The 15,591-nt window shown below is 56.0% G+C and carries 14 protein-coding genes; 2 read left to right on the forward strand and 12 right to left on the reverse strand.

Translation table 11 applies throughout. The features are described 5' to 3' along the window. Positions 1-47 precede the first annotated feature (47 nt). Together CFBP5473_RS16660 and CFBP5473_RS16665 are read right to left on the reverse strand one after the other, a co-directional pair. Positions 48-1,130 carry a DNA-binding protein gene (locus CFBP5473_RS16660; protein WP_027675933.1) on the reverse strand — a complete coding sequence of 361 codons (1,083 nt, stop codon included), beginning with the start codon at positions 1,128-1,130 and terminating at the stop codon, positions 48-50. A 228-nt stretch (positions 1,131-1,358) separates the two neighbouring features. Next, a complete protein-coding gene (locus CFBP5473_RS16665) occupies positions 1,359-1,838 on the reverse strand; it encodes a DUF3597 domain-containing protein (RefSeq protein WP_027675934.1) in 480 nt (159 codons plus the stop codon). 209 nt (positions 1,839-2,047) lie between these two features. Between CFBP5473_RS16665 and CFBP5473_RS16670 the strand changes: the two genes are divergently transcribed. Together CFBP5473_RS16670 and CFBP5473_RS16675 are read left to right on the forward strand one after the other, a co-directional pair. After that, entirely contained in the window at positions 2,048-2,350 is a 303-nt protein-coding gene (locus tag CFBP5473_RS16670; protein WP_084631688.1) for a hypothetical protein, read from the forward strand. Between the two features lie 789 nt (positions 2,351-3,139). Continuing rightward, positions 3,140-3,370, forward strand: coding sequence for a DUF6894 family protein (locus tag CFBP5473_RS16675; protein ID WP_413228978.1), 231 nt, complete (start codon positions 3,140-3,142; stop codon positions 3,368-3,370). Between the two features lie 439 nt (positions 3,371-3,809). Here CFBP5473_RS16675 and CFBP5473_RS16680 read toward each other — a convergent pair whose 3' ends face one another. From CFBP5473_RS16680 to CFBP5473_RS16725, 10 genes are all read right to left on the reverse strand, one after another. After that, positions 3,810-4,901, reverse strand: a complete 1,092-nt coding sequence (locus CFBP5473_RS16680) for an ABC transporter ATP-binding protein (protein WP_027675936.1) — start codon at positions 4,899-4,901, stop codon at positions 3,810-3,812. Positions 4,902-4,904: 3 nt separating this feature from the next. Further along, positions 4,905-5,735 (reverse strand): carbohydrate ABC transporter permease, encoded by an 831-nt coding sequence (locus CFBP5473_RS16685; protein ID WP_027675937.1) that lies wholly within the window; start codon positions 5,733-5,735, stop codon positions 4,905-4,907. Positions 5,736-5,738: 3 nt separating this feature from the next. Continuing rightward, positions 5,739-6,671 carry a carbohydrate ABC transporter permease gene (locus tag CFBP5473_RS16690; protein WP_027675938.1) on the reverse strand — a complete coding sequence of 311 codons (933 nt, stop codon included), beginning with the start codon at positions 6,669-6,671 and terminating at the stop codon, positions 5,739-5,741. Positions 6,672-6,786: 115 nt separating this feature from the next. Beyond that, on the reverse strand, positions 6,787-8,046 hold the full coding sequence (locus CFBP5473_RS16695; protein WP_027675939.1) for an ABC transporter substrate-binding protein: 1,260 nt from the start codon (positions 8,044-8,046) through the stop codon (positions 6,787-6,789). A 40-nt stretch (positions 8,047-8,086) separates the two neighbouring features. Further along, positions 8,087-9,262 (reverse strand): PLP-dependent transferase, encoded by a 1,176-nt coding sequence (locus CFBP5473_RS16700; RefSeq protein ID WP_027675940.1) that lies wholly within the window; start codon positions 9,260-9,262, stop codon positions 8,087-8,089. Then, positions 9,259-9,978 (reverse strand): FadR/GntR family transcriptional regulator, encoded by a 720-nt coding sequence (locus CFBP5473_RS16705; RefSeq protein WP_413228977.1) that lies wholly within the window; start codon positions 9,976-9,978, stop codon positions 9,259-9,261. The genes CFBP5473_RS16700 and CFBP5473_RS16705 overlap by 4 nt, the downstream gene beginning before the upstream one ends. A gap of 300 nt (positions 9,979-10,278) precedes the next feature. Further along, positions 10,279-11,082: an inositol monophosphatase family protein gene (locus CFBP5473_RS16710; protein WP_027675942.1), complete on the reverse strand. Its 804-nt coding sequence runs from the start codon at positions 11,080-11,082 to the stop codon at positions 10,279-10,281. A 31-nt stretch (positions 11,083-11,113) separates the two neighbouring features. Continuing rightward, positions 11,114-12,175, reverse strand: coding sequence for an ABC transporter ATP-binding protein (locus tag CFBP5473_RS16715; protein WP_027675943.1), 1,062 nt, complete (start codon positions 12,173-12,175; stop codon positions 11,114-11,116). Continuing rightward, entirely contained in the window at positions 12,172-14,403 is a 2,232-nt protein-coding gene (locus CFBP5473_RS16720) for an ABC transporter permease (RefSeq protein ID WP_027675944.1), read from the reverse strand. Before CFBP5473_RS16720 ends, CFBP5473_RS16715 begins: the two co-directional genes overlap by 4 nt. Before the next feature lie 77 nt (positions 14,404-14,480). Continuing rightward, positions 14,481-15,506, reverse strand: a complete 1,026-nt coding sequence (locus CFBP5473_RS16725) for an ABC transporter substrate-binding protein (RefSeq protein ID WP_027675945.1) — start codon at positions 15,504-15,506, stop codon at positions 14,481-14,483. Positions 15,507-15,591: the final 85 nt, after the last annotated feature.

The raw sequence follows: 15,591 nt of genomic DNA on the forward strand, positions 1-15,591 counted from the left end.
GCTGTAGTAATGCACCAATGCGGGTTTGGTTCCGCCTTCGCGCCGTCCTATTTTCGGTAAGCAAGGCCACCCCACACGCGACCTTCGTCGCGGTGACGTCCACCATGTACACCGCCGATATATGCTGCTACTGCCGCAACAAGCGACGACGCTGCCAATAGGAACGCTGTAAGAATGCCAGTGATACGCGCCTTTTCGGCCGCGTCTGCTGCTGCATTTTTAGCATCCTGCATCGTCTTTTCGGCCTGCGCTTTCAGCTCATCGATTTTCTTTTGAGCTTCATCGACTTGCTGCTGCGCCGTAGCACGTACCGACTGAACACGTTCTACAGCCTGATTAACCCGGTTCTGCGCATCTGCCTGAGGAATACCTGTGCGTGCGGCAACTTGGTTAGCCATCCATGCCTTATCAGCATCTGAGATTTCACCTGTGGACAGCAAGTTGCTTAGTATGCCGCCAGCCTGACGCTGGAAATCACCACTATTGGGATCGGAATTGAGTGCAGGAGTGTCGGTTCGCAACAAGGTGTCTGTGAAGTATTCAATGGGATTTGCTTTTAGACCCTGCGGCAAGGATTGCTCAAGGCTAGGAGCAGCAGCTTGTCCCGCGCCCTGCGCAATACCACCGACGGCGTTACCTGCGCCAGAAACAACGCCACCGGCTAGCTGACCGGCGCCTTGCACCGCACCACCGACAGCTGAACCTGTTGCCTCAACGGCCGTTTGAGCAACGCTCCCGACGGCCTTCGCGCCACCAGAGACGACGCCGAGCGCGAGAAACGCTGAAACGACGGTTCCGATGCCCCATACAACAAGACCATTTACACCGTCTCGGGTTGTCCGTTCGTCACGTGTCGTAGTCTCCGAGGCCGGGCGCCTCATACGGCCCGCGATGTAACCGCCAAGCATGTAAGATGCGACCATCGAGATGACTACGAACAGGCCGGTTATAATAAGCCACGTAGTGCTGATCTCACCGCCGTTGTCGGCTGAAATTGCATTCAACCCTAACCCACCAGCGAACGCAGTGAACACGGCCATGGTACCAGATGCGATTGCAGTTCCGGCAAAAATGGCTGGCCAGTCAACGAAACTGCGGTTCGGGTTTTCGACCAATGTTGGCTCTACCATCAGCGTAGCCCCAGCAGTGAGAGAATGAATAGAACTACGACGACTAGTCCCACTAGATAGATGATGGAATTCATAAAGGGTCTCCCTGACGAGCCGACGTTGAGAGCAGTCGGTTCAAATGTAAAAATCCGAGCACAACCGCGCTCGGATCGATAACCATCGGTGTGGTAAAAAGTTCATTCGCAAATGCGAATAACGGAGAATTGGCGCCACCTTAACTTACAGGCGTTAGTCCAGCAGTTCGGCCGGAACCTTGCCACCATTCTCAGACAGCTTCTTGAGAAGCGCCTTGTGAAGCCACGTGTTCATCGCCGCCGAACCGTCTGCCTCGCCAGTGTATCCTAGCTCGTGCGCCAGTTCCTTACGTTCAGCCAGGCTGGCATCCATCCCGAGAGCCTTCATCAAATCCACGATTGAGTGCTTCCAGTCGAGCTTCTGGCCGCTGTTCTTCACTGCGGCGTCAAGCTGTGAGGCAACGTCAACGTTCTGGTTTGCACCTGCCGTTGTTGGCGCAGATGGAACTGGTGCAGACGCGCCGGAGGTCCCCGGTACGCCCTGCCCCGTCCCGCCAACGGGTGGCGCGGTCGTTGCGGCTGGTTCCGGAATGGAGGATGGAGCTGGAGTTGGCTCAGCAGCTGATGGCGACGCCTGTTCTGCGTGGGCTGCACCGCCAAAGATGGCGTCTTTGATCTTGCCGAATATGCTCACTAACTCTCTCCCTTTGTGTAAAGTTGCGGAAGGAGAACGAATTGCGCACTATTGCGTTCCTGAGCAGAAACTAAAAAAGCCACCTAATGCCGAGCGTACGGCTTAAACTTCATGCCGCTAGTGTCTGCTTAACTGCGCAGCCATCATGATCACGATCATGCCTTCTGGTGCTCTTGACTCACAGAGCGGATAGAACATAATAAGAACAAATGCCAGCGGCGGCCTTCCATTTGCTGACGGTGGAGACCAACAGGGAGTTAAAACGCATGCGCGTGAGACCAGACGAGTCCGATGTCGCCGACTATATCCTTGATTGCCACGACGGAGATGCCAAAGCGGCAGTTCAGGCGATGCAAGAGGAGATCGAGCACTTGCAGCATCAACTAAACATTGCGGTGGCGGCAATGGGTCATGGCTTCACACGCGGTTGGGCGCCGAGCGATGACCGTGTAATTCAGGGCTGTTCTATTTCTGACCACGTAAGCCCAGGCAAAAGTCATAATCACTTGTAATGCAGTGCCCCTCACCGGATTTTATTTGTGTTGCCGGGTCACTTTGATGATCGAAGACATGGCCAATACCCTATCGCACATGTCAAAATGTTTTAAACGCGAGAAGTTGCTGAACAGCTATGCAGTGAGAAGCACACTCCCCCTTTGAACAAGACGGAAGCATATTCAACGAGGCCGGTAAAGGCTGCCGACATCCGTTCTAGGAAATCGTCGTGGCAAAGCGTTCTTCTTTTTGGGAAACCCGATGGTCACCACAACGCTTAGGCAGGCTTGGAAGCAAGGCGGAAACCCAAGCTTTAGTGAGAAAGGCAACATGGAGCTAGCGTGGCGCCGGTGCGAGCGGTAGAGGAAATGCGAGCGAAAGTTTTTGATAAAGAAGTTCGGGGGCTCATGATTCTAAAAATGCCTCGCAGATGCTCGCGGTAGGGTGTAACGAGGATCGCCCCGGCGAACGCGAAGGGCACTTCCGTTGTAGGTGACGATTTCAAGTTTTGACCGAAATAAAGCTAGCAAGCGACGACGTTCATTGCGAAACTTTCAGACCGACATTGGTGAAAGCGATGTAGCTGCAGGTCACGACATTTCGGTTGGGGCAATCAATCGTTATCCACACGGCGATGTGCAACCTCCTGAGCCTCTGCAACAAATTTGTAAGCATCTCACAGAAAAGTCGGAAGGCTTTAGAAAGACTTATCATCACGCGCCAAACTCGTGTTCAACTTCAATTCAATCGGTTGGCGCTTGCGCCCTCGGAAGAGGATTTTTTTAAAAAGGAATGATAGTTTGCCTATGTATTGCTTCAGGCTCCGACGTGGGGAGAGTGAAATGATAGAAGAGCACGGCGCCGAATTTGCCGATGACAGAACCGCGTGCGTCGAGGCTATGAGAACAGCCAAAGAGATTGCTTTGGATAGAGCCGTCAACGGTGCTGATTTGGCTCTCATAAACTTCCAGATCGCCCATCCTAACGGTTGGGTGCTTGACACAATCCCCCTGGAATCACTCGTGAGGACAAACTGAGAGGTTCGCAATGTCGCTTCGGGGCGACTGCGACGGTAAGATGCTAACGCGCTTATGAATATGCCAATGGCTGTCTCGGCAGCACCGACACATCATGTTATCTTGGCATTCAGTCGGACTAGGATTGTTGCTGGCATTTTGTGGCCGGGCACAACTACAGCAATCCAGTACGTAGATTGGCTGTAAAGTATTCAGCTGTTTTTAGGTCTGCGCTCTGTGGGAATTTGTTTTTACAACGATGCTGTGGGCAGCAACTGACGTTGCGGAACCAGAAAATTCTGCGTCTGCCCTACAAGCAGGCCTGGATTGTAGGTGCGAAAAGGACGGCGGAGACAATCCGGGTTCAGGCCTTGTTTGATGTTAGCTGATCGTCCGGTCGATTTGCGCAGTTCGGAGCTGCATTACGTGCCATCAAACGTCGACATTCAACTTATCGTATCTATTTTCGTATTTCTAGCTCATGGCTCGTTCTGTCACCATTGCCATCGAAGACATGCAACTTGTCTTTCGGCAGACCAACAAAGATTGAAGCCCCCGGCTGTAACAGGCTACGGTCCGTTGAAAAGAGTTTGAACGGGATTCCGTGAACCTTCAGGTGCAAGATAATGCCGAGGCCGGTTGGTTCGACGAGTTCGACCTGCGCCTCCACGCCGCCCTTCTCTGCACCCACGATGACGTGTTCGGGGCGGATTCCCAGCGTCATCGCTTCGCCTTCTTGCATAGAAAGTTTGCGACCGAGCGGAAGCTCGCTTCCATCTTTCAGCGCCATCGCGCTTCCGTCCGGCTTTTGCACGCAGCGCCCTTCGAGAAAATTCATTCCCGGCGAACCGATAAATCCAGCAACGAAGAGGTTCGCGGGGCGATCGTAGAGATCAAGCGGTGCGCCGATCTGCTGGACGTAACCCGCATTCATCGCAACGATGCGTGAAGCGAGCGTCATCGCTTCGATCTGGTCGTGGGTTACATAGACGGACGTTGCACCGAGGTCCGCATGCATGCGCTTTATCTCGGCACGCATCTGCTCGCGAAGCCGGGCATCGAGGTTCGATAGCGGCTCATCGAAGAGAAAGGCTTTCGGCTGGCGTACGATGGCGCGGCCCATAGCGACGCGTTGGCGCTGGCCACCGGAAAGCGCCTTTGGTCGGCGTGCGAGATAGGGATCAAGCCCAAGTTTGCTGGATGCGGACGAGACGGCGGCGGCGATCGCTTCCTTGGGGCTGCGGCGCAGACGCAGACTGTAGCTCATATTGTCGGCGACGCTCATATGTGGATAGAGGGCGTAAGACTGGAATACCATGGCGATGTCGCGGTCCTTCGGTTTCAGATCGTTGACGAGTTGGCCGTCGATGGAAAGCTTACCCGACGTGATCTCCTCCAGACCCGCTATCATGCGTAGCAGTGTGGATTTGCCACAGCCGGATGGACCAACCAGAACGACGAATTCGCCATCAGCGATGGAGAGATCCACACCGTGAAGGACAGGATGATCGCCATAGGACTTGACGACGCGGTTAAGCTCAATGGAGGCCATGGTTTATCCTTTTACGGCACCGGCCGTCAGGCCTTGCACGAGGTATCGTTGGATCAGCAGGAAGAAGAGGCAGGCCGGAATGAGCGCAAGTACGCCCGCCGCCATCATCTGTCCGAAGTCTACGGAGAACTTCGAAACGAATGTCAGCAGCCCGACAGGGAAGGTTGCGCTGTCATTGCCGGAAATCAACATGAGCGCAAAAAGCAGTTCGCTCCACGCAGCGGTAAAGACGAAGCCGAGCGTTGCGGCAATTCCCGGTAATGTCAGAGGCAGGATGATCTGGCGGAAAGCGGTAAAGCGGCTGGCACCATCGATCATCGCGGCTTCCTCCAGATCCTTGGGAATTCCGTCGAAGAAGGACTGCATCAGAAACGTCGCGAAAGGCACGTTGAACGCCGTGTAAACGATGACGAGACCGGTGAGGCTGTTCGTCAATCCAAGCGGCGAAAGCATCTTGAAAATCGGGGCGACCAGCATGACCAGCGGGAACATCTGGGTGATCAGCATCAGCGCGATGATCCAATATTTCCCGCGAAAGCGGAAGCGCGAAAGGGCATAACCCGAGAGCGACGATAAGATGGTGACGGCAAACGCAGTCGATCCGGCCACGATGACGCTATTCTTGAAGAAGGTTGGAAAGGCGCTGTTTTGGATAACAAACCGGTAGTGATCGAACGTCGCGTGCGACGGCCAGAGCCGAACGCCCTCGCTGTAAAGCAGATCATTGGGCGTGACCGATACCTTCAGCAGCCAGAACAGAGGAAAAAGCGCAAAAGCAATGTAAGCTAGGATCGCCAAGCGATGCGCGAGGGTGAGAAGAATTCTGCCGGTCACGGATCAATCCTTCTCAATAAGACGCTGGCGCATGATGACGATCAGCATTGAATAGGCAAGCAGCAGCACAAGCAGGACCAAAGCGATTGCCGAGGCATAACCGAAGTCGAGGCGTTTGAAGGCCTGGGTGAAGATGTAGCTGGCAACGATCTGCGTGCGATCTGCAGGGCCGCCATTCGTCATGACGATGATGAGATCGGCGAAGTTGGCGATCCAAACCGTGCGCAGCAACACGGTAATTGCAATTGTCGGCGCAAGAAACGGCAGTGTGATCGACATGAAGCGCTGTAAAGGGCTGGCACCGTCTATGGAGGCAGCCTCGTAGAGATCGCGCGGGATGGCCTGCAATGCGGCCAGAAGCGTGATCGCAAAGAACGGAATGCCCCACCAGACATTGGCGATGATCGGTCCCCACATGGCCAGTTGCGGATCGGCCAGGATATTGTTGGGCGCAGACAGCATGCCGAGCGATGTCATCCAGTGCGGCAGCGGGCCGATGACGGGATTGAACAGCCAGGCCCAGTTAAGCCCGGCCAGAAAGGTGGGCACCGCCCATGGCAGAAAGACCAGCGCCTGCGCAATGCCACGCCCGGCAAAAGGCTTGTCCAGAAGCAATGCCAGGATGAGCCCAAAAAAGAATTGCAGAAACACGGATACGCCGGTCCACCAGAGTGTATTCTTGAGTGCGCGATAAAAGGCCGTGTCCTGCGATAATGCCTTCAGGTGTTCGAGGCCAATAAAGCCCCCCGAAAAGGGATTGAGCAGTTGAACGTCGCGAAAAGCGTAAGACAGGCCAAGCAACAGCGGCACCATCATCACGGTTATGATGAGTACGAGGACAGGCGCGCTGTAGAGCCATGGCTCAGCGGCGACGGCCAGTCTGCGCAAGGCGGGCTTGCGCGGCGCCAGAGGCCCGACACGTTGGGTAAACGACATCAAATGCTCCTCAACGGTCAGCGTTCACAGCCGTAAAGCCGTGCGCTGATCTCAGTTGTTCCAGTATCGTCTTGGGATCAGGCGGTGCGCTGACAACACGCACCGCCTGTTGCCATCACTTGGATTTCAGGAACTTCTCTTGAGCCTTCGTCATGTAATCAGCCCACTGCTTGGCAAGGTCTTCAGGGGTGATATCGCCCAAAAGAGCTTCTTGTGAGGTTTTGATGACGAGGGAGTCCTTGAAGAAAGCGAACTCTTCAAGATAGGTCGGCATGGTTGTCGGTACGGCGTTCTTGTCCGCCAATTCTTCGAACCAGCCTTTGAACTGCTCGCTGGCGTAGAACGGGTCTTTTTCGGCAGAAGTATGAACCGGCAGCGCGCCGGTCTTCTTGTTCCACTCGATGTTGCCTTCCGGGCCTTCCAGCGTTTCGATGAGTTTCCACGACAAATCCTTGTCCTTCGAGGATGCCATCATCGACCAGCCTGCGAAGCCGATGGTCGGGAAGGTCTTGCCGTCCGGCCCCTTGGGCATGGTCATCACGCCGAAGTCTTCCGACTTCATACGCTGCGCGATGGCGATCAGCGCATCCGGGTCCTGATCGAGGAAGGCGCAGGTGCCGGAATAGAAACCCGCAACGATTTCATTGAAACCCCAATTGACGCTGTCTTTGGGGGCGTAGCCATTCTTGTAAAGATCGACCACATAGGCGAGGCCCTTGGTCCAGCCGGGGCTGTCGAAAGTGGATTTGCCTTCCTTGGTGAAAAACTCATTCGAACCGGCCATGGAGGCACCGAACATCACCCAGCCATTGAGCCCGCCTGGGCCACCGCGAAGGCAATAACCGTATTTACCCAGAATAGCGGAAATCTTCTTCGAGGCTTCAGTAAATTCATCCAGCGTCTTTGGCAGTTCCTTAACGCCCGCCTGCTCCAGAAGCTTCTTGTTGTAAAACATGACGCGAAGATAAAAGCCGTAGGGCAACATATAGGCAGTGTTCTTGACATCGCGGCCCAGTTCAAGCGCGCGCGTACTCAAACCCTTGGTATGCTCCCACTTGGCAAGGTACGGCTCAAGGCTTTCGAGCATGCCGTTATTGGCATAAAGCGAGAGCCAGGTATCGGGCATTTCCATGACATCCGGAACATCACCTGCCGACACCATGGTTGCGAACTTCTGGAAGGCTTCGCTCCAGGGAAGCGAGATGATCTCGACCTTTGTACCGGGATTTGCAGCCTCGAACTTGGAGACGAGACTCTTCAAGGTCTCTGTGCGCTCGGGGCTGGTGATGACTTCCACGAGCTTCAGCGTCGTATCTGCAAGCGCCGTCCCAGCCATCATGGCTGTAAAAAATGCTGCTGCTACCAGTTTTTTCATGTCGTTCTCCCATTTTTGTTATCGTCGATCGTCATAAGTTTCAGGCGGCTGCGGATGCCTCCCTGATTGCGGGCTCAAGATCGTTCCAGAGAGCATCCGTGCCCTCCAGACCGACATGCAGGCGCACGGAGCGCGCGCTAATGCCAAAGGTGTGCGCGGAGTTCGGCTGCGCCTTCTGCTCAAGCACCACCTCACCGGGTACGATCAGGCTTTCATGCCCGCCCCATGAAACGCCAAGTTTGAAAAGCTGAAGCCTGTCGGCAAAAGCCCGAACATCCACCCCTTCTCGGAAGATGAACGAGAACAGGCCGGATGTGCCGTTGAGGCCGGGCGGCAGGCGGTTTGCCAGCCCCGGATGGCAGACGGTTTCCACCACATCCAGCGCCTGCAGCCGGGAGGCAATTGCCAAGGCGGATTCCTGATGCGCCTTCATCCTGATCGGTAACGTGCGCAGACCGCGGATCAACAGCCACGCATCGAAGGGAGACATTTTTCCTCCGAGATAGGGGTAGGCCTCGGCGCGGATGCGGTCGATCATGGACTTTGCACCGGCCACGACGCCCGACACCACATCACTGTGACCACCCAGGTATTTCGATGCGGAATGCAGCACCAGATCAACGCCAAGAGACAGCGGCTTCTGAAAGATCGGGCTCGCCCAGGAATTATCGATGACCGAAATTGCGCCGTGGCGCTTGGCAATTGCTGCCAGCGCGCCGACATCATGTGCTTCCATTACCCAGCTCGTCGGGCTTTCCATGTAGAACAGCTTGGCACCCGGCATCGCCTTTTCGACAGCGGCTTCATCGCGTCCATCGACATAGGTCACTTCGATGTTCATGCGTTTCAGCATCGTGCCGAATAGACGGAACGCATCCGGATAGACGTGGCGGACGGCGACGATGCGATCTCCCGGCGAAACAAAAGACAGAACGGTAGAAGAGATGGCCGACATACCGCTTGCAAAGCCGAGTGCATCTTCCGCACCTTCCAGCTTGGCCAGCATTTCTTCGAACATGCGCACCGTTGGGTTCAGCCCTCGCGTATAGACGGGTCGGCTCTTCTCGCCGCGATAGGTCGCCACCATCTCGTCATAGCTCGAGAAGGTGAAGAGCGATGTCTGCACGATGGGCGGCACCACGGCTTCGAATGCATGAGTGCCATCATGTGCGACGATCAGAGAGGCGGGATCGAAGAGTTCGGAGCCATCGCTCATTTGGACATATCCCTGATATCTTCCTCGACGATTGCGAGGATTTTCAATGTTTCCGCGCGCGCCGCCTGAACATCCCCGGCAACAATCGCGTCGAATAAGGTTCTGTGAAACGGGAAGGAGCGAGACGCGAAATCCGGCCTGTCGAACGGCTTCGACCAGAAGCGCTCGAAGCCCTCACGCATCTGCTCCAGCAGCTGTTTGAACAGGGAATTATGCGTGGCATCATAGATGGAAAGGTGAAACGCCAAGTCGGCCTTGCCGGACGTTCCTTCGGCCAGATGCACACGCTCCATCTCATCGAGCCGGAGACGCATTGTTTCGATATCTGCATCCGTCCTTCGCCTTGCCGCAGCCATCGATGCCTCGACCTCGATCCCGCGACGAACTTCAAGCGTCATCAATAGCGCATCACGTAGGCTTTCGGCCTCAATGGAAATCGGCATGTGGACGGTGGCACCGGAAATAGGCTTGATCAGGTAATTGCCACTGCCTTTGCGACTATCGATGACACCAAGCGCCTGAAACTTCCGAATAACCTCGCGAATGGTAGACCGCCCGACCCCCAGCGCCAGCATCAACTCGCGCTCCGCAGGCAACCTGCTGCCAGCCTTGAGACCAGCACGCTCCACGAAGTCGACCAACGCAGCCTCAACCTGTCTAACGCGATCAAGCGCGGGCAGAGGTTTGATCGATGACGTTTCGACCGCATGCTCCAACAAAATCTCCCGCACTCAAGTAAATTGGTCTGACATCTTACCGATTAACATATTTGCGTCATTTATCAAGTGATCATTAAACGTCGCAGTCTCTTCGGACAGCTTGGATACCAGAGAAATATCAGGCAGAGCCGGGCGAGTGCGCTGATGGCGCAGCCGAGAAACTGTGATTACCAGGGAAACGTAGCGCGGATTTCGTCAGAGCTGCGAACTCAAATTCCGGGCCTTTTATTCACAGATTCTAATTCCAAAAGGGCGAGTAAATCAGAGCGTCAATCTACTCGCCCGTATCCACATCGGTTATTGCGATGCAGAATGAACCTCAACCAAATCTTCGTAACACGACGTATTGCTGGCGAGGACCGGCTGGCCTTCGAACAGCCTCTCGCCTTCCAGCGAAAATGGCATGAAGCGACCGCCCGATTCTTTTACGAGGCAGAAACCTGCCATGCAGTCCCAGGCGCGCATGTGGGGTTCGTAGTAGCCGACGAGGCGACCGGCGGCGACGTAGGCGAGCATGAGTGCCCCGGAGCCGTTGCGGATGAAATTGCCGCCTCGGCCCATGACGTCGCTGACGATGCGTCCGACGCGTTCCGGTGTGACGTAGTTGTTGCAGCCGATACCGGTCAGGGCGTTTTGCAGGTTGCGCGCAGGATCGAGCGTCAGGCGTTTACCGTTCAAGGTTGCTCCTAGGCCCTCGGCAGAGGCATAGGTTTCCTCAGAGCAGGGAACCTTGATGACGCCGATGACCGGCAGGCCGTTCCTGACCACGGCAATCGATACGCACCAGCTCGGCATGCCGTTGACAAAAGGAGCGGTGCCATCAATCGGGTCCACGACCCAGGTATATCCGGAAGAGCCATCATTGTAGCCGTGTTCCTCTCCCAGAAAGCCATCGTCGGAAAAGGCTTCCGCAACACGCTCCCGCAGCATGGTCTCGACATTGCGGTCCGCAATGGAGACGACGTCCTGCAAGTCCCGCTTAGTTTCGATCACGAGGCTTTCTCGCTTGTCGAAATAATCGAGCGCCATTACTCCGGCCTCTTCGGCAAGCGCTTTTGCCAATGCGAAGCGCTGTTCGAGGCCGTCATTCAATGCTGTCATTTCTAATATCCTTAATTTTAAGACGCTTTGATCAGGCGTCGATGAGTGCTATGCCACGATTTTTGAAACTGAGTGTGACGTCACTGATTTCACTCGCGGTCCTGTTCATTTCGTGATCCACGATGAAAAGTGTGCCGACTTCCGTTTCGACTTCATACTCGATGTGACCGCCGAGATAGGCGGTGTGGAGCACACGGCCCGGCATTCCGCCCTCGCCCGGCGCGCCGATTATTATCGATCCGGGCCTGACTGCGAGTTTCGCTGCACCGGATCGCGGCTGGCGGCTTGGAATGCGGTGCTCGGTGGTGCCGATGCGCACCAGCGCCTCATCACCAGCCTGAGAAACGACTTCGCAGGGCACGACATTCGCCTCGCCCATGAAATCTGCAATGAAGGACGACGCGGGAGCTTCGTAGAGTTCGCGCGGCGCGCCCGACTGGGCAATCTCGCCATCCTTCATGACGATGATGCGATCGGAGACCGCAAGCGCCTCATCCTGATCATGCGTCACGTAGACGGCGGTAAAGCCGATCCTTTGCTGGAGTTCGCGAATATCCGTGCGCACGCGGCGGCGTAGCCTTGCATCCAGGTTCGACAGAGGTTCATCGAGGAGAAGTACTTGCGGTTCCAGAACCAGCGCGCGTGCCACGGCAACGCGCTGCTGCTGGCCGCCGGAAAGTTCTGCGGGAAGACGATGGCCCATTCCTGCGAGCCCGACAAGCCGCAATCCCTCTTCCGCCTTGTCCCTCGCTTCCTTCTTCTTCAGCCCCGAAGACTGAAGGCCGTAGGCGACGTTATCTAGCGCACTCATATGAGGAAACAACGCATAGGACTGAAAGACCATTGAAACATCACGCTCATTGGCGGGCAGCATTGTCACATCTTTGCCGCCAATCAAGATCCGGCCGGAATTCGGGTGCTCCAGACCCGCCAGCATGCGAAGCGTCGTGGTCTTGCCGCAGCCGGACGGGCCAAGCAGCGTTACAAGCGTGCCGGGCTCGATGGTGAGGGATAGATCGGGAATGGCGGTGAATGCGCCGAAGCTTTTGCGGACATTCTGGAAGGCAACGGAACCGGGTTTGACGGTAATCATGCGGCTTTCTCCTGAGAGCGAGAAATGGAATTGGCTTTATCGAGACCTGCGACGCGATTTTCGCGGCGCAGCCTTCTTTCACCGACCGCGAGCTGGAAGCCTCCGATCACCGTAATCATGACGACGATAAGCATCGAGGAATAGGCGATGGCCACACCGTATTCGCCGTTTTCAACGAGGCCGACGATATAGGAGGTCGCCATGTTGTACTGCGCACTGACAAGAAAGATGACGGCACTGATGGAGGTGATGGCTCTGACGAAGGAGTAAACCAGTGCTGCGCGGATGGCTGGTCGCAGGAGGGGCAGTACCACGAGCCGGATGGTGCGGAAACTGTTGGCTCTAAGCGTCAGCGAAGCTTCGTCCAGGCTCTTGTCCAACTGGCTCATGGCGGCAATACCCCCACGAACGCCAACCGGCATATTTCTGAATACGAAGCAGGCAATCAGGATAAGCGCCGATCCTGTCATTTCGAGCGGCGGCAGGTTGAACGCCATTATATAGCTGACACCGATGACCGTACCGGGGATGGCGAAGCTCATCATCAGCGCGAACTCGAACAGGTTCCGCCCGGCGAATTTCTGCCTGACGATGATGTAGGCGGTCAGCAGACCGACTGCTGCCGTCAGCGGCGCGGAAATCAGGGCGATTTCCATTGTTGTCCAGAAGGAGTTCCAGGCAACGCCCGTCCAGGCGATGGAACCATTGCTGATGCTGATGGAGAAGGCGCGGACATAGTGATCGATGGTCAGCGTGTTATCCAGCCCCCACGTCCTGACGAAACCGCCGACGAGGATCATTCCGTAGACAACAACCGTGAAGACCATCCACGGGACGACGAGCGCGTGGACGGCAATGGAGATCGATTTCGGCAAAGCGATATGCGCGCCGCTATCACCCTTGCCGGTCACCGTCGCGAAATTCTTGCCCGAGAGCCAGAAGCGCTGCGCGAGGAAGGCCGAGAGCGTGAAGCAAAGCAGGACGATCGCAAGAACTGCCGCACGCGAGGGATCGTTCTGGGAACCGACGACCGCGAAGAATATCTCAGTGGAAAGCACGCCATGGCTGCCGCCGAGAACCAGCGGATTGCCAAAATCCGCCATGCTTTCGATGAAGCCGATGAGGAAGGCGTTCGCAAGGCCGGGTTTCATCAGCGGAAGCGAAACGCGCCAGAATGTGCGCCAGCGATCGGCACGCAACGTTTGCGAAGCCTCTTCCATTGATGGGCTGACGCCTTCTACCACGCCGATGAGGACGAGGAACGATATTGGAGTAAAGGACAGGACCTGAGCGATCCAGATACCCGTAAGGCCATAAAGCCACCTGCCCGGCTCCACGCCGAAAACGCTCGACATGAATTCGGTGACAACACCGGCACGACCGAAGAGCAGGGTCAGCGCAAGACCTATTACGAAAGGCGGCGTAATGATCGGCAGGATCGTCAACAGCCGCAGACCCTTCTTGAAGGGAAAGCCCGTGCGCGTGGCGACAAGAGCGAAAGCCAGACCAAGGACGGTCGAACCTGCCGCCGTCATTATCGCCAGAAAAAGTGTTCGCCACGCCACGCCGCATCTTCCAGCACCAATGACGCAATCGAGGCTCCAGATACCCGGATCACGCATGTTGCGAATGAAGCCATCCGGGTTGAAGGAACCGTCGAAATCCTGAACGGCACCCACCATCATGCTGCCGATAGGATAAAAGACGAAGACGCAGACGAGGAAGATCAGGAGTGTGATGGAGGATACGACAAAGGCATCGCCCTTCATGAAACCACGCTCGGCCAGACCGAAGGAGATGAACAGAACGAAGACGAAAGACATCATCACGGCGCCTGCGCCCATGGAAGGTTGACCATCCGACAGCGCGCCGAAGAGATTTTCGCTCAGCATCCATGTCCAGCCGGAAAAGCCGATTGCCAGCCCCTGAAGCACGAGCAAGGCAAGCCCGAGACTGCCGGATGCAACGAGTAGTTTGCCCCTTTGGTCAGGGTCTGAAAGGCCGCGCGCCGCAACACCGCCGACGAACAACAGCAAGATGCCGAGCAACCAGATACGACCTTCGGCAAACATCTGAAGGATGCCCGGAGCAACCTGCGCCGACAGAGGGAATTCCGATAGCCAGCCAAGGCCGAAAAAGCCGCTTTCGATGCGATACCAGGGCACGAGCACAAGAGCCGCGACGCCCAAGGCCAGAACAATATCCAGCCTGCGATTGCCATGGGTCATGGTCAACCTCACAAATTCGAGTGTGTCAGAAAAGGGCTGCCATCAAACGTAAAGGCGATAACAGCCCGGTAACGCGATCAGTTGGCGACTGCGCCGACTTCCTTGTCCCAACGTTCCAGCAGAGCTTTGCGTTTTTCAGGCTCGCCATAGGTCTTGAAGTCGTAATTGATCAGCTTGATATCCTCGAAGCGTGGCGCTTCCTTAGGAATTTCCGCCATCTTGTTGGAGGGAAGCTGGAAGGACTTGGCATCCTTCATGCGCGACTGGACATCCGGCTGGAGCGCCCAATCATACCAGATCTTGGCGTTTTCCATGTTGCGCGCGCCCTTGACGATGGACATGGAGCCAATTTCGTACCCGGTGCCTTCACATGGCGCTATCGTCTTGACGGGAAAGCCTTCCGCCGTCTGAGCGACCGCATCATGCATGAAGACGATGCCGAGTGCGGTCTCGCCGCGGGCAGCCGCTTTAACCGGGGCGGAGCCAGACTTGGTATATTGCGAGATGTTGGCGTTCAGCTTCTTCAGATAATCGAAGGCCTGATCCTCGCCCATGATCTGCACCAGAGAGGCAAGCGCGGTGTAGGCCGTGCCTGAGGAGTTGGGGTTGGCAATCTGGATTTCTCCCTTCAGTTCGGGTGCCAGAAGGTCCGCCCAGCATTTCGGCTCTTTGTAGCCTTTCTTCTTGAAGATGTCGGTGTTGTAACCCCAGCCCAACGCACCGGCATAGACGCCAACGGTCTTGTAACCGGCACTTTCCGCCTGGTTCTTTGCCCAGTCCTGCAACTGGTCGAGCATCTTGGATTTATATTCGAGCGTCAGGTTTTCCGACGCTGCCTGAAGATGGGGATCGCCCGTCCCTGCCCACCAGACATCCGTTTTGGGGTTGCGCGCTTCGGCGCGGATTTTAGCGTAGGCTTCGCCGGAAGACATGCGAACCATGTTGACCTTGATGTCGTGACTTTTTTCGAAATCGCCCTTCATCTGCTCGCAGATCACCACATCCGCTGCGCAGATAAGGTTGAGATCGCCTGTGGCATGCGCCGAGACACCGGTAAGTGTGGTGCCGGCAAAAAGCAGGCTGGATAGAATAGTCAGTCGCATCGTTTCCTCCATCATTTGCGTCTGAATGCAGTTTTCGGACATGGCTTCGCTATCGGCTGCCAAAGGCTGCCGCTCCTCTGTCCGT

Source organism: Agrobacterium larrymoorei, from assembly GCF_005145045.1.
Classification (GTDB): Bacteria; Pseudomonadota; Alphaproteobacteria; order Rhizobiales; family Rhizobiaceae; genus Agrobacterium; species Agrobacterium larrymoorei.

What these genes read in the sequence shown, in the direction of transcription:
- CFBP5473_RS16660 (WP_027675933.1), bottom strand. Translation starts at nt 1,130, where the DNA reads ATGGTAGAGCCAACATTGGTCGAAAACCCGAACCGCAGTTTCGTTGAC.
- CFBP5473_RS16670 (WP_084631688.1), top strand. Translation starts at nt 2,048, where the DNA reads ATGCCAGCGGCGGCCTTCCATTTGCTGACGGTGGAGACCAACAGGGAG.
- CFBP5473_RS16675 (WP_413228978.1), top strand. Translation starts at nt 3,140, where the DNA reads ATGTATTGCTTCAGGCTCCGACGTGGGGAGAGTGAAATGATAGAAGAG.
- CFBP5473_RS16680 (WP_027675936.1), bottom strand. Translation starts at nt 4,901, where the DNA reads ATGGCCTCCATTGAGCTTAACCGCGTCGTCAAGTCCTATGGCGATCAT.
- CFBP5473_RS16690 (WP_027675938.1), bottom strand. Translation starts at nt 6,671, where the DNA reads ATGTCGTTTACCCAACGTGTCGGGCCTCTGGCGCCGCGCAAGCCCGCC.
- CFBP5473_RS16695 (WP_027675939.1), bottom strand. Translation starts at nt 8,046, where the DNA reads ATGAAAAAACTGGTAGCAGCAGCATTTTTTACAGCCATGATGGCTGGG.
- CFBP5473_RS16700 (WP_027675940.1), bottom strand. Translation starts at nt 9,262, where the DNA reads ATGAGCGATGGCTCCGAACTCTTCGATCCCGCCTCTCTGATCGTCGCA.
- CFBP5473_RS16710 (WP_027675942.1), bottom strand. Translation starts at nt 11,082, where the DNA reads ATGACAGCATTGAATGACGGCCTCGAACAGCGCTTCGCATTGGCAAAA.
- CFBP5473_RS16715 (WP_027675943.1), bottom strand. Translation starts at nt 12,175, where the DNA reads ATGATTACCGTCAAACCCGGTTCCGTTGCCTTCCAGAATGTCCGCAAA.
- CFBP5473_RS16720 (WP_027675944.1), bottom strand. Translation starts at nt 14,403, where the DNA reads ATGACCCATGGCAATCGCAGGCTGGATATTGTTCTGGCCTTGGGCGTC.
- CFBP5473_RS16725 (WP_027675945.1), bottom strand. Translation starts at nt 15,506, where the DNA reads ATGCGACTGACTATTCTATCCAGCCTGCTTTTTGCCGGCACCACACTT.